The organism is Ureibacillus sp. FSL E2-3493, assembly GCF_038077515.1.
GTDB lineage: Bacteria > Bacillota > Bacilli > Bacillales_A > Planococcaceae > Ureibacillus > Ureibacillus halotolerans.
In genome coordinates this window covers 2,314,995-2,328,075 of the sequence record NZ_JBBOPK010000001.1, presented here as the reverse complement: position 1 = coordinate 2,328,075, position 13,081 = coordinate 2,314,995, and the positions used below count along the sequence as shown (strand labels likewise).

Annotated in this window: 13 protein-coding genes; 10 read left to right on the top strand and 3 right to left on the bottom strand. The window is 36.6% G+C overall.

Annotated elements, in window-relative coordinates:
• The first annotated feature begins 60 nt into the window (after positions 1–60).
• Positions 61–1,854: a helix-turn-helix domain-containing protein gene (locus tag MHH69_RS12010; protein WP_341362415.1), complete on the top strand. Its 1,794-nt coding sequence runs from the start codon at positions 61–63 to the stop codon at positions 1,852–1,854.
• 69 nt (positions 1,855–1,923) lie between these two features.
• On the opposite strand, the gene MHH69_RS12005 is transcribed toward MHH69_RS12010, so the two are convergent.
• On the bottom strand, positions 1,924–3,201 hold the full coding sequence (locus tag MHH69_RS12005; RefSeq protein ID WP_341362414.1) for an MFS transporter: 1,278 nt from the start codon (positions 3,199–3,201) through the stop codon (positions 1,924–1,926).
• A 493-nt stretch (positions 3,202–3,694) separates the two neighbouring features.
• Here MHH69_RS12005 and MHH69_RS12000 point away from each other — a divergent pair, with 493 nt between their 5' ends.
• From MHH69_RS12000 to MHH69_RS11975, 6 genes are read left to right on the top strand one after another with little or no spacing between them, the layout of a single operon-like run.
• A complete protein-coding gene (locus MHH69_RS12000) occupies positions 3,695–4,168 on the top strand; it encodes a flavin reductase family protein (RefSeq protein WP_341362413.1) in 474 nt (157 codons plus the stop codon).
• A gap of 13 nt (positions 4,169–4,181) precedes the next feature.
• Positions 4,182–4,976, top strand: a complete 795-nt coding sequence (locus tag MHH69_RS11995; RefSeq protein ID WP_122972322.1) for a 2-keto-4-pentenoate hydratase — start codon at positions 4,182–4,184, stop codon at positions 4,974–4,976.
• A complete protein-coding gene (locus MHH69_RS11990; protein ID WP_122972321.1) occupies positions 4,973–5,860 on the top strand; it encodes an acetaldehyde dehydrogenase (acetylating) in 888 nt (295 codons plus the stop codon). The genes MHH69_RS11995 and MHH69_RS11990 overlap by 4 nt, the downstream gene beginning before the upstream one ends.
• Positions 5,857–6,858, top strand: coding sequence for a 4-hydroxy-2-oxovalerate aldolase (gene dmpG / locus MHH69_RS11985; protein WP_122972320.1), 1,002 nt, complete (start codon positions 5,857–5,859; stop codon positions 6,856–6,858). Before MHH69_RS11990 ends, dmpG begins: the two co-directional genes overlap by 4 nt.
• A gap of 18 nt (positions 6,859–6,876) precedes the next feature.
• A complete protein-coding gene (locus MHH69_RS11980; RefSeq protein ID WP_122972319.1) occupies positions 6,877–7,653 on the top strand; it encodes an FAD synthetase family protein in 777 nt (258 codons plus the stop codon).
• Positions 7,654–7,671: 18 nt separating this feature from the next.
• Positions 7,672–8,547 carry a fumarylacetoacetate hydrolase family protein gene (locus tag MHH69_RS11975; RefSeq protein WP_341362412.1) on the top strand — a complete coding sequence of 292 codons (876 nt, stop codon included), beginning with the start codon at positions 7,672–7,674 and terminating at the stop codon, positions 8,545–8,547.
• 164 nt (positions 8,548–8,711) lie between these two features.
• Here the strand turns inward: MHH69_RS11975 and MHH69_RS11970 are convergent, their stop codons facing one another.
• Positions 8,712–9,647 (bottom strand): EamA family transporter, encoded by a 936-nt coding sequence (locus tag MHH69_RS11970; protein WP_122972318.1) that lies wholly within the window; start codon positions 9,645–9,647, stop codon positions 8,712–8,714.
• 125 nt (positions 9,648–9,772) lie between these two features.
• Here MHH69_RS11970 and MHH69_RS11965 point away from each other — a divergent pair, with 125 nt between their 5' ends.
• The gene (locus MHH69_RS11965) at positions 9,773–10,465 is read left to right on the top strand and encodes a Crp/Fnr family transcriptional regulator (protein ID WP_122972317.1); all 693 of its coding nucleotides are present in this window, start codon (positions 9,773–9,775) and stop codon (positions 10,463–10,465) included.
• A gap of 161 nt (positions 10,466–10,626) precedes the next feature.
• Here MHH69_RS11965 and MHH69_RS11960 read toward each other — a convergent pair whose 3' ends face one another.
• The gene (locus MHH69_RS11960) at positions 10,627–11,013 is read right to left on the bottom strand and encodes an SLAP domain-containing protein (protein WP_122972316.1); all 387 of its coding nucleotides are present in this window, start codon (positions 11,011–11,013) and stop codon (positions 10,627–10,629) included.
• A gap of 155 nt (positions 11,014–11,168) precedes the next feature.
• Between MHH69_RS11960 and trhO the strand changes: the two genes are divergently transcribed.
• Both trhO and MHH69_RS11950 read left to right on the top strand, forming a co-directional pair.
• The gene (gene trhO / locus MHH69_RS11955) at positions 11,169–12,131 is read left to right on the top strand and encodes an oxygen-dependent tRNA uridine(34) hydroxylase TrhO (protein ID WP_341362411.1); all 963 of its coding nucleotides are present in this window, start codon (positions 11,169–11,171) and stop codon (positions 12,129–12,131) included.
• Positions 12,132–12,790: 659 nt separating this feature from the next.
• Positions 12,791–12,985 (top strand): hypothetical protein, encoded by a 195-nt coding sequence (locus MHH69_RS11950; RefSeq protein WP_341362410.1) that lies wholly within the window; start codon positions 12,791–12,793, stop codon positions 12,983–12,985.
• Positions 12,986–13,081 lie beyond the last annotated feature (96 nt).

Below are 13,081 nucleotides of genomic sequence, written 5' to 3'. Positions count from 1 at the left end.
AATTGGATTGTCTGTTGATTTAATATTAGAATCATAAATTCGAACAGAGGGGGAATGTTCATGAATAATGTGACGTTTGATGCTGAGGGGACAAAAAATATATTAATGTCAGCAAACGCCTTTCTCACATTAAAAAACAATTTAGTCAATAACATCGGATCCCATAAAACAAAGGGGTTTCTTTTTCGGTTTGGAAAGGAATTTGGCATGGAGGCAGCAAAAAATTATTTCCAAAATAAAACGAGGAAAAAAACTGTAGGTAAAATGCATGCAAGGCTAGGACATGTTAAAGATGTTACTTTTATGGGGGAGATTGTGAAACATCCTGACGGCAAAATCGAATGTATTAATACAAGAGGGAAGTGGGTTGAGTCCTTCGAAGCGGAACTTCACGTTAAAAATTATGGCATAACATCCGAATGTGTTTGTCATACATTATGTGGGTTTGCTAGTGGCGCATTATCCTATGAATTTGGGACATCCATTATTGCAATTGAAACGAAATGTGTCGCAAAGGGAGATCCTTGCTGTGAATATGAAATTCGTCTAGAAAAGGACTGGCTTCCAGAACAACAAGAGTTAATCAACTTATATCAAAGTGATAATATTTTAACAGAATTAGAAATGACCTATGATGCGTTGCTCCATCATAAACGAATGCTTGAAAAAATATCGACCTTTCATAGTCAACTGACACAAAATGTAACAGAAAAACACTCGATGGATGAAATCATTCAAACCGCCTTTGATTTACTTCAAATTCCGATTTTGATTGAAGATATACACGGCAATCAGTTAAGTCAAATTGGTTTAACTGAACAACAGCAAGAAAATATAAAAAAAGAACAATCCAAATTAAAATATCTTGAAAAAAAACATAACGTGTCCTACTATGCAGGACATTCCCATTTCAAATTAGTGACACCAGTATTAATTAATAAAAAAAATTATGCTACTTGCTCCTTCTTTTATTTCTCACCTCAGACAATCGACGACAATGACTATTTGTTTTTAGAAAAGATATCGAATGTCATCGCATTGTGTATTTTATACGAGGAAGCCCATTTTGAAGAACAGCAACGGATGAGAAGTTCCATTTTAGATCGGTTAATTCATAATCAAAATATTAAAGATATTGAATCTTACTTTAAATTTTTACCGTTTAAATTCGAACCACCATTTACGACAGCTGTCATACAAGTTCAAAAACTAAAACCGAATAAAGACATTATCGATTTACATGAACAGTTAGTTCAATTATCACGCTTGTTTAAAAAATGGGAGTTGCCGAGTATTTTTGCTGTAGTTGGGGAAGAAATTGCGTTATTAAACTCCCAATATACGAATAAACAATCTTTCATCAATAAATTTAATACTATTTTCCAGCAAATGGAGGAACTAAATGGGAACTATAAATATACTTTAGGGATTAGTGGAAACTTTACGGAGTTTAAACATTTTGAACGAGCGTTAAAAGAAGCAAGGGTTGCTCAACGATTTCCAAATAAAAAACTTATAACCGACTATGAGGATTTAGGAATGTTAGGGGACATCGTTACTAATATGAGTTTAGAGCAATTACACGAAATGGCAAAAAAAACATTAAAGGATTTGTATCAATTTAACGATCCACGAAAAATGGAACTGTTGCATACCCTTTATGTATATTTGTTAAACGGACAACGCCTAAAAGAAACGATGGAAGAACTCGCTTTATCAATCGGTGGAATTCAATATCGGATTAAGCAAATAGAGGAACTGTTGCAAGTTTCCGTAAAAAATGCTTCAACGACCGCCTATTTATTATTAGTCATACAGGCATTAATATTGTCGGGGGAATTACAATTTGATTAAGACAAGCTTTATATAATAAACATAACAAAAAAACTCATCGAAAAACCTTTCGATGAGTTTTTTTGTAATTTATGCATTTTCTTCAACTAGAAGAGATGGTGTTATCGATTCATCTTTTTTCGTAAAAGCAGCTTTCCGTTTTCGTGTCATGAGTAAGAACACGGCACTAATGATGTATAGTGCGACAACGATTAAAACGCCTGAATTGAAACCTGATCGAATATCGTCTCCTGCTAATGTAATTAAATAGCCTGTAATATATGGGCCAATAATTCCTGCCATACTCGTAAAGGATAAGGAAATCCCTGTAACACTGCCGATTAAATTTTTCGGAACGATTAATGTTTTAATCGTAGTCCCTAGTGGAAGTAAACATGTATTCATGATTAAGCCAACCGCAAGGAAAATAACAGCTAACACTGGCGAATTCACAATCGTTGTTACTCCATAGGCAACAGCACCGATAAGTAGGACAGATGTTAAGACGATATCGTATGATTTAATAAGACTTTTCCTTTTACGGAATAAAACATCTGTAAATTTGCCGATGAAAATAGCAAATATTGTGCCTGTTATCCCCATACAGGCAAATACAACACTCATCACTTGTGACTCAAGTCCAACAATTTGCGTTAAATAAGTTGGCGCCCATGTCAAAACCCAAGTGTTGATCCACATGGAAACAAATTCAACGACAATAACTGACAGAACATACGGATTCAACATGACTTTCAAAATGTCTTTAAATTGAGCATCCTGTGTAGACGGAAGATCTGTAATCGTTTCTTGAATTGGTTTTTTCGGCTGTCCTTTCATGAAGAAGAAGGCAACTGCCCAGATGAGGCTGGCGATGCCTAAAGTTGCAAATGTATGTTGCCAACCAACTGTGTCGATTAAATAAACTAAAATCGGTGCAGCTAAATAAGTTCCGACAGTTGTCCCAGATGTCATCATTGCATAAGCAGATCCACGTGTTTCACTAGTAAACCATTTCGCAACATGGGCAACACATAATCCGTAAGTACCACCTTCAAAGAAACCTAAAAGGACACGAATGGTAATTAATCCTGCTAAGCTATCAACAAAATAGGCACTTGACAAAGAAATCGTCCAACCGATTGCAATCAGTATGAGTAAATACTTTGTATTAAACCGATAGGTCAGAGTGCCGAGTATAATACTTCCAATCGCATAGGCGGCAAAGAAACTACTACCGACCAATCCAAATTGATCATAGCTCAAATTCAGTTCATTCATAATCGGGTCTGCAGCTAAGCCAAGGACTGACTTATCTGTGTAATTCATAACAGACAATAAGAAAAGCATCGCCAATACTACCCAACGCATCATAACATCCCCCTAAGTTAAACATTAAATTTTCAATCCCTGTACCGTCCCCAACTTTTTAAATTTTGTTACCGCTTTCAAATTAAGTTAGTTCAAATCGCCCCCTTATATGGAATGAGTGACTGTTAAATTTTTTGTTTTGACACCTTGTTTGTTTGGATAGAAAACGAACAAAATGTCAATTTTTTTCGGAATATTCCGATGAAACACATTCTATAAGATTGATAATCTATTTACAATCTAAATTTTCTGACGATTGGAAGTTGAGGAATGAAAATTTTCTTGTTTAACTTGATAGAAAAGGAAAGGGGATATTACTCGAGAATATTGATACGTCGCTAGTTCAATCGAGTTAAATTTGTTTTAAAATCTAGCATTTGTTGCCATTGATTTTTATTGTTTTTATCTGAATTTTCAATAAAAATAGCAATTATAAAGATTTTTTGATTATTTTATGATAATACCAACCACAAACGAAACGGGGGAATATAGGATGGATAATCGTTTATTTCGAAACGCAATGGGGAAATTTGCAACAGGTGTCACGGTGTTAATAACGGAAAATGATGGGGTGCCCCATGGTATGACAGCAAATGGTTTTATGTCTGTCTCACTTGATCCAAAGCTCGTTGTTATTTCCATCGGTCATAAAGCTAAGTTTTTAGAAAAGGTAACCCTTTCGAGAAAATTCTCAGTCAATATTTTAAGTGAAGATCAAGAGCACTATTCGCGTCATTTTGCTGGACAACAAGAACAAGATGTTCAATTTGCAAATTTATCAGGGTTGCCTGTACTTGATGGTGCTATAGCTCAAATTGCATGTGAAGTCGTAAGCGAACATGTAGAAGGGGATCACACTTTATTTATTGGAAAAGTCATCGATTTGCGAATTGAAGATAAAAACCCGCTATTATTTTTTGGAGGGCAATATCGCCAGTTAGCCGAATTAGCCACAGTTGAATCGTAAAGGGGGTATGACGATGGATAGAAAAATTATAGGAGAGCAATTACTTGAAGCAGAACGTTTAAAACAACCAATCGCTCCACTAACGTCGACAACAGAAAACATTTCGGTTGAAGATGCATATGCCATTCAACTTTATCAAATTCGAAAAAAAGTTGATGCAGGGGCAACGGTAAGGGGACTAAAAATTGGTTTAACGAGTAAAGCAATGCAAGAAATGCTGAACGTGTACACACCAGATTACGGCTTTATTTTAGATTCGATGGTGTTTGATGAACATCAAGGTATTTCGGCTGAACCGTTTATTCAACCTAAAGTAGAATTTGAAATTGCCTTTGTGTTGAATAAGCAATTAAAGGGACCCAATGTCACAGTACAAGATGTAATTGATGCAACGGATTATGTTGTACCGGCAGTAGAAATTATTGATAGCCGTATTGCAAACTGGAACATCCGATTTGAAGATACAGTTGCTGATAATGGCTCTTCAGCAGGTACGATTTTAGGGAAAAAACGGACCCGATTATCGGACATTGAGGATATTTCCAATGTGGAGATGACGGTCTATAAAAATGGGGAACTGTTAGACCGAGCAACGAGTGCGGCTGTGCTAGGAAATCCGTTAAACGCTGTCGTTTGGTTAGCGAATGAAGTATGTCATTATGGTGTTTCCATTGAGCCAGGTATGTTTGTGTTATCTGGTGCTCTATCGAAAGCAGTAGAATTTAAAGTAGGGGACGCTTTTGAGGCGGACTTTGGTGTGCTTGGAAAAGTAAGCGTTACCATTTTGAAGGAAGTGGTGAAAAAATGACAAAATTAAAAGTGGGAATTATTGGTTCTGGTAACATCGGTACCGATTTGATGTATAAAATCGAACGTAGTCCTGTGTTAGAAATGAGTGTAATGGTCGGTATTGATCCTACTTCAGACGGTTTAAAACGGGCTAAGGATCGGGGTTATAAAATTATTACGAATGGAATCGATGGATTAGCAAAAAGACTGGACTTAGTAGATATTGTCTATGACGCCACGAGTGCGTATGCCCATCAAAAAAATAGTGATGTGTTAACAGCTGCTGGAAAAAAAGTAATTGATTTAACACCGGCTGCTATTGGTCCATTTACTGTACCGCCAGTTAATTTAAAGGAACATCTAGAAAAATCGAATGTCAATATGGTCACTTGTGGTGGGCAAGCAACGATTCCGATCATCCATGCCATTAATCGAATTGTACAAGTAGAGTACGCTGAAATTGTAGCAACTATTGCGAGTAAAAGTGCAGGTCCTGGTACTCGGGCGAACATCGATGAGTTTACAAGTACTACATCCAAAGCGATTGAAGTAGTAGGTGGTGCAAAGAAAGGGAAAGCGATTATTTTATTAAATCCTGCTGAACCACCAATTATTATGCGTGATGCTGTTCATGCATTGGTGGAAGAAGAGGGACATGAGGAAGCTATTCGAAATTCCATTCAAAATATGGTAGTGGAAGTTCAGTCGTACGTGCCGGGTTATACAGTAAAAGTAGATCCAATTTTTGAAGGAAAAAGAGTATCAGTATTTTTGGAAGTTAATGGGGCGGCTGATTATTTACCTGCATACGCTGGTAACTTGGATATTATGACAGCGGCTGCAGTACAAGTTGGAAATGAAATGGCACGACATTTTATGCGTGAGAAGGAGGCAGCAAAATGAGTCAATCATTAAATATTTTAGATGTATCATTACGTGATGGAAGCCATTCAGTACGCCATTCCTTTACAGTGGAGCAAGTACGTGCGGCAGCAAAGGGGTTAAATGCTGCAGGGGTACGCTATTTTGAAGTAACCCATGGGGATGGTTTAGGTGGTTCTTCATTGCAATACGGTCTTTCCAAAGTAGATGAGTTGAAACTTATTGAAGCGGCGGTGGAGGAAGCAACCTTTTCAGAAGTGTCGGTATTATTAATACCTGGCATTGGAACGAAACAAGACTTACAGGCAGCTGCATCAATTGGAGCAAAAATGGTACGCGTTGCTACTCACGTAACAGAGGCAGATGTAGCGGCTCAGCATATTGGACTAGGCCGTGAATTAGGTTTGAAGACGGTTGGATTTTTAATGATGGCCCATATGACACCGGTAGAGAAAATTGTAGAGCAGGCGAAATTATTCGAAAGCTATGGTGCAGAGGTTGTCTATGTAACTGATTCAGCTGGCGCTTTATTGCCACATGAAGTAACGGCACGAGTAGCTGCTTTAAAAGATACGTTACAATGTGATATTGGCTTCCATGCCCATAACAATTTATCGATGGCTTTAGCGAATACAATTGCTGCAATAGAGGCAGGAGCGAATTACATTGATGGCAGTTTACGAGCACTAGGAGCTGGTGCAGGGAATACCCAAACGGAAGTAATGGTCGCTGTACTCGAAAAACTAGGCTATCAAACAGGCATCGATTTATATAAATTGATGGACGTTGCCAATGAGGTCATCGCACCATTAATGCAGCAACCGCAGGAAATTTCAGGGTCTAGTTTAGTTCTAGGTTATGCCGGTGTCTATTCCAGCTTCTTGCTCCATGCCCAAAAGGCTGCTCAACAATTTGGTGTTGACGAACGAGATATTTTAATGGAATTAGGTCAAAGAAAAACCGTTGGAGGTCAAGAGGATTTAATTTACGAAGTAGCCCAACAATTAGTGAAGGCTTAAAACAAGGAGGATACGCAAATGAAAGTAATCTATGTGAATGAAGCAAACTTACGGGACTTACAGGCGCAAGCAGAAGATGTGGCAATGGCTCTCGGATACTTTGACGGTGTGCATTTAGGGCATCAAAAAGTCGTGAAGACCGCAAAAGAACAAGCTTTGAAACATAGTATTTCATTAGCGGTCCTATCCTTTTTCCCTCATCCGAAAAGCGTTTTAATTCCGGGCTTTGAAGTTGCCTATTTAGAGCCCCTTGAGCAAAAAGTCGAAAAGCTGGAGCAGTTAGGTGTTGATCTCTTTTATGTCGTAGAGTTTACAAAGGAATTAGCAAAAGTGGAAGCATATGAGTTTATGCAACAATACGTGTTAGGCTTAGGGGCAAAGGAAATTATTTGCGGCTTTGACTATACATATGGCTACAAAGCGAAGGGGAATGTGGAAACGATTTATCGTCATGTACCATCTCAAATTGGGGTTACGATTGTGGATGAACTAAAGTGGCAAGGACAAAAAATTAGCTCCACCCTCATCCGAAAATATTTAATGGAGAGTAGATTACAAGACATTCCGAGCTTGTTGGGGGACTATTATGAAACAAAGTACTGTTGTAAAAATGGTATATTACCAAACTATTCAATGCCTAATTTAGGCAAGTATAAAATTTTGATTGGGACAGATGGTGCAATGTCTGAAGCAATTGCGAAAGTGCAGTCAAAGAAGGAAATTCTTTTACAAACTGACCAACCTCCAATGGATAGTGTATTGACGATTAAATGGTTAGAGAAGATAGGAAGTTAGAAAAGGGGGCAGCTACTTTTGAAACTGTTACGATTTTCAGTAGAGGATAGGGTTCATATTGGTGTTAAGCAAGGAAATAGGATTATCGACTTAACAGCTTATGCAAAAAGTAGGAACTATCCTTTTCCAAACACTATGGAACAAATTATTACGAGTTGGAATAAAGTGTCGGTATTCATTGAGTCTTTAATACCGAATGAAATCGAACGATTCCGGTTAACGGAGGGACAATTACAATTTTTACCTGTTGTCGAGTCACCCGAAAAAATTATTTGTGTAGGGGTCAATTATCAAGAACATGCCGATGAATCCAATTTGGCTGTTTTGGATGATCCAGTCCTATTTAATAAATTCACCAACTCGCTAAATGCCCATCAAAATAACATTTTGATGCCGGCTACATCGAAAGAAAATGATTACGAAGGGGAATTAGTAGTTATTATTGGGAAAGTGGCCCGTAATATTTCAAAAGAAGATGCTCTCAACTATGTGTTTGGATACTCCATTGCTAACGATATATCGTCCCGTGATTGGCAATTCCGTACCCATCAATGGATGTTAGGGAAAGCCATCGATGGCTATTGTCCGGTTGGACCATATATTGTGACAGCTGATGAAATTCAAGATCCCCATCACCTAAACATTCGCACTTATGTAAATGGAGAAATCCGTCAAAATGCCAATACATCACAAATGATTTTTAACTGCGCGGATATTATTTCATACTTATCTGCCCATATGACATTAATGCCTGGTGACGTTATTTTAACAGGTACTCCTGAAGGTGTCATATTAGGTATGGATCCTTCTAAGCGTCAATATTTACAAGCAGGTGATATTGTTGAAATTGAAATTGAAGGTATAGGTCGACTGAAAAATAAATTTGTAAGGTAAACTGGATTTGAAGTATGGCATAATTTCAATTATTTTGAGTTTCTTCTATATAATATATACTTTAAAACTTTTCGGTTATGTTGCTCAACTAACCCCTTTCTGTAGCCACTTTTAATTGCTAAAAAAAGTACCCCATAAGAGAGACTTTTTATAAATTGTCTGTCTTATAGAGTACTTTTTTCGTTTACAATCAAATGATTATCCGTTTTTGCTGATTGTTTTCGGTGTTGATATAACGTCGGCAACATCATTCCGAAAAGAACTAGAACAATCCCGATAATTTGTATCCATGTTAAAGCTTCATGCAAGACAATAACAGAAACAATAATCGCAACTGGAAGCTCGGTAGCGCTTAAAATGGAAGCTATGCCACCACCAACTTTTGGAACTGCTATTGTAAATAAAATAATGGGTAAAATAATCCCGAAGAATCCAAGGGCTAATCCAAAATACAATAGGCTAGTACTAAATAGTTTTCCAGTCGTAATAATCTCGGGTGCTTGGAAAACAAGTACGATGATCATCGAAAATAATGACATAACTGTCATTCGACCAATTGTTGAAATTCCTTCAACCTGCTTCGAGTTAAATTGCATAAAGCAAGCAAAGCTAAATGCGGCTGCTAAACCGAACGCCCATCCTCTCCAATCTAGTCCACTTAAATCAACATCTAAAATACCAGCAGCTAAAATCGTACCTGCTACTAAAAAGACTAGGGAAATTAGTTCTGGTCTTGTCGGACGGCGGCGGTGAATAATGCAATCTAAAAATAAGCCGATCCAAGTAAACTGGAATAACATAACAACTGCTAGGGAAGCTGGTAAGTAATGTACAGCTTGTCCATATACGATGCCGGTTGTACCAGTTAGGAAACCAGAAATCATGATAACAAAAAAGCCTTTCAACGAGATTTTTGGTAAAGCCCGTTGCGTAATAATGAATAAAATAATAGCCAACATAAAGCCTACCACATATTGACTTGTCACAGCCTCGGCTGTTGTGAAGCCGTGTTCCATGGATAGTTTAATGATGGTGGATAATATCCCGTAAGAGCTTGATCCAATCACGATAAGTAGGGGATATATTAAATTTTTATTCATCTAAACACCTCAATACTTTCAAAGTTAAACTTGTTGCAACAAATTTCTTTGCACTTATTATTAACATCATCATAACAATTACCCCTATAATGAAAAGGACATATGTCCAAAAAGGGGTTTTTTATGTGCAAGTAATTAGAGATTCGATACTTCTTCGTGACAAATTAATGAAATTTAAGCTTCATAAAATTTTTGAACAATATGAGGAACGTCCATTTAAATTACTCGCGTATGCGGAAGGTGAAACGGTTTTACGAGAAGGGGCAGAGGCAGAATATTTACTTTATTTAGTGGAAGGAAGAGTTAAGGCAACATCAAGTGTTGAAACGGGAAAATCGTTATTGTTGCGATTTAATCATCCCCTCGCTTTAATTGGTGATTTAGAACTTGTGCGTCAAATCCCAATACAATCTCAAATAACGGCTGTAACTGAGTGTCTTTTTATCGCTTTACCATTTGATTATATTTATAAAAAGGAAATGGGAAATAATGCGTTTTTGCAAGACCTTTTAAAACATCTAAGTTACAAATTAGAAACGATTACGACATCATCCCGTGTTAATTTGTTAGCATCGGTAGAAAATCGTCTGGCAAGTTTTTTATTATCTATTTCCACACCGGGAAATGAATTTGGAACAGAGCTTCAGACAGGAAATACTAGGGAAATAGCGAATTTACTTGGAACGACCCATCGTCATTTAAATCGGGTTATTCATGATTTAACTGAAAGAGGTATTATTGAAAAGACACGTCAAACGATTCGCATATTGAATTATGAGAAGTTAAAAAAATTGTCCCAAGGTCTTAGATATGAGTAGAGGTTCAATTTTAGAAAACATCTGTCGAAAAAGAAAATTATTTTATAGAAAAATGTTTCAGTGACCCATCTTCATTGTTGACCAAAAAAGAAAATCCTTCTATCAAATAATGAAGGATTTAAGTTTCTATAAATTACATATTGTTATTAACGACGGAAAAGTTATTTATTATCCAATAGAAGCAGACCATTTTCACAATTTAAAGCGTCCGTATGATAGTCATTTTCGGAAAATATAAACGTCCATGGCATGCTTACGTTAGCTGGTACACTTAAAGCAGGGATTGTGAAATTTTTTTCTGCCACAATTTTTTCTAGTGTACGGTAAACTAATGACGTGTTATGAAATGTTAGCGGTCTGTCTGTAAAGTTATGTACTAATACGGTAATTAACAGTTCTTTTTTATAGTTGTATGAAAGTCTGATCGGAGAGAAGTGTACGCCGGAAGTTTTCAATTCCTTCGTTTGTTGAAATAGTTCTTCAATCATACTTCGATCTTGAGTAGATAATGCTTTATTCCAAGATTGTTCAAATTGTAGTTGTTGCATAATGAAAACCTCCTCTTTATGCCAAGTGTAACATAACGGTTTGAAAAACAAAGATTATATCATAAATTTAAACTAATCGTGGTAAAAATATAGTATAATAACATTTTGAAACTATCAGGATATCCTGTAAATATGTATGATAGGTGGAACGTAAGATGAATTACCAAGTTTTATTATATTATCATTATACAACGATTGAAAATCCAGAAACCTTTGCCGAAGAGCATTTACAAGTATGTAAGGATTTAAACTTAAAAGGTCGAGTTCTTGTTGCAAAAGAAGGCATTAATGGAACTGTTTCTGGAACAATTGCAGATACGAATGCTTATATGGAAATGATGAAAAATGATCCATTGTTTGAAGGGATTGTGTTTAAAGTAGATGAAGCAGAAGGGCACGCTTTTAAAAAGATGAAATGTCGCCCCCGTCCTGAGCTTGTAAATTTAAGCTTAGAAGACGATATAAATCCAAAAGAGATTACTGGTCGCTATCTATCACCTGCTGAATTTATGGAAGAGATGCAACGGGAAGATACGGTTGTGTTAGATGTACGTAACACTTATGAATACGATGTCGGTCATTTCCGTGGGGCGATTCGTCCTGAAGTCGAAACATTCCGGGACACTCCAGCATGGGTACGGGCAAATAAAGAATTATTCGAAGGAAAACGGGTATTAACTTATTGTACAGGCGGTATCCGTTGTGAAAAATTCTCCGGCTGGTTAAAACGGGAAGGAATCGGGGAAGATGTAGGACAATTACATGGTGGGATTGCAACATATAGTAAAGATCCGGTTGCTAAAGGTCAATTATGGGACGGACAAATGTACGTTTTCGATGAGCGGATTACTGTACCGATTAACCAAGTAGAACATGTCGTTGTCGGAAAAGATCATTATGACGGTACACCATGCGAACGTTATATTAAGTGTGCGAATCCTGAATGTAACAAACATATTCTTGCATCGGAAGAAAATGAAGCGAAACATCTTGGTGGATGCTCATTAGAATGTGCAAAACATCCACGCAATCGATATATTGCCAAACATAATCTTTCCGAAGAATATGTGAAAGAAGTTATGGAACAATTGGAAGAGCGGTTTGGGACCTCTGTATAATTGAATACTTTGTTTAAGTAAAGCAGCGAATGAATGAATTTGGCTACAAATTTATTCATTCGCTTTTTGTAAAAGGAATTATAACAAACAGTTATGATGTCGATATATCGGGAATATAATAGGTTGTACAGTGATCGTCTCATTTCGGATTGCATGACTTGTAGCTGCTTCTGACTGTTTGAGGACAGAAAATGATGCGAAGGAAGTGTAATGTTGGCGATTTCCAACCCTCAGTATGCCTTTTTAGAGGCTGATTACATGAATCCAAATTTAAATCGCTTCTTACCTAAACTTAAAGATTGTTCAGAAAAGGTAGACGATAGGGAACAACACGAAGATCTTTCCGAAACATTACTTAAAATGATTCCAACGAACGTTTATTTAAAAGTAAACTGGCTATCTTATTTTGTGAATAGTAGATATTTATTTTATTGTAATTCTGTTGATAGGAGAGGGATATTTATTCTGAAAACCCTTAACCTTATTCCTTAGCTAATAATGGAGCTAAAACATAGTTGGTGGAGAATCACTTACAACCTTGATTTAAACGAGGTTGTAAGTGGTTTTTATGTTTAGAAAATTCAATTTGATTATTTGTGTACAAAGAAATAATATATGTTTACAAGGAAAATTCTTTCGAAACAGAGAGGATGGTTCATATGTCGCAAACCGTAACAATTCGTTTTTCAGATGAGGAATATGCCTATTTAGAAGATGTGACAAAAGAGGCGGAGCAATCTATCGGTACAGTTATTAAAGATATGCCTTTGTCAGAAAGGATTCGGACAATGCAGCCTTTTATAGAAAGAATAATAGCGAAGAATTGGACTGGGATTAAAATTATACTTCTATAAAAAAGATACCAGTATGTTTCCCTTTTTCAATTTCTATAAAAATACAACATTTACAAAAATTCACCTTCATGGTTTACTTATAAAGTCAACAAAGAA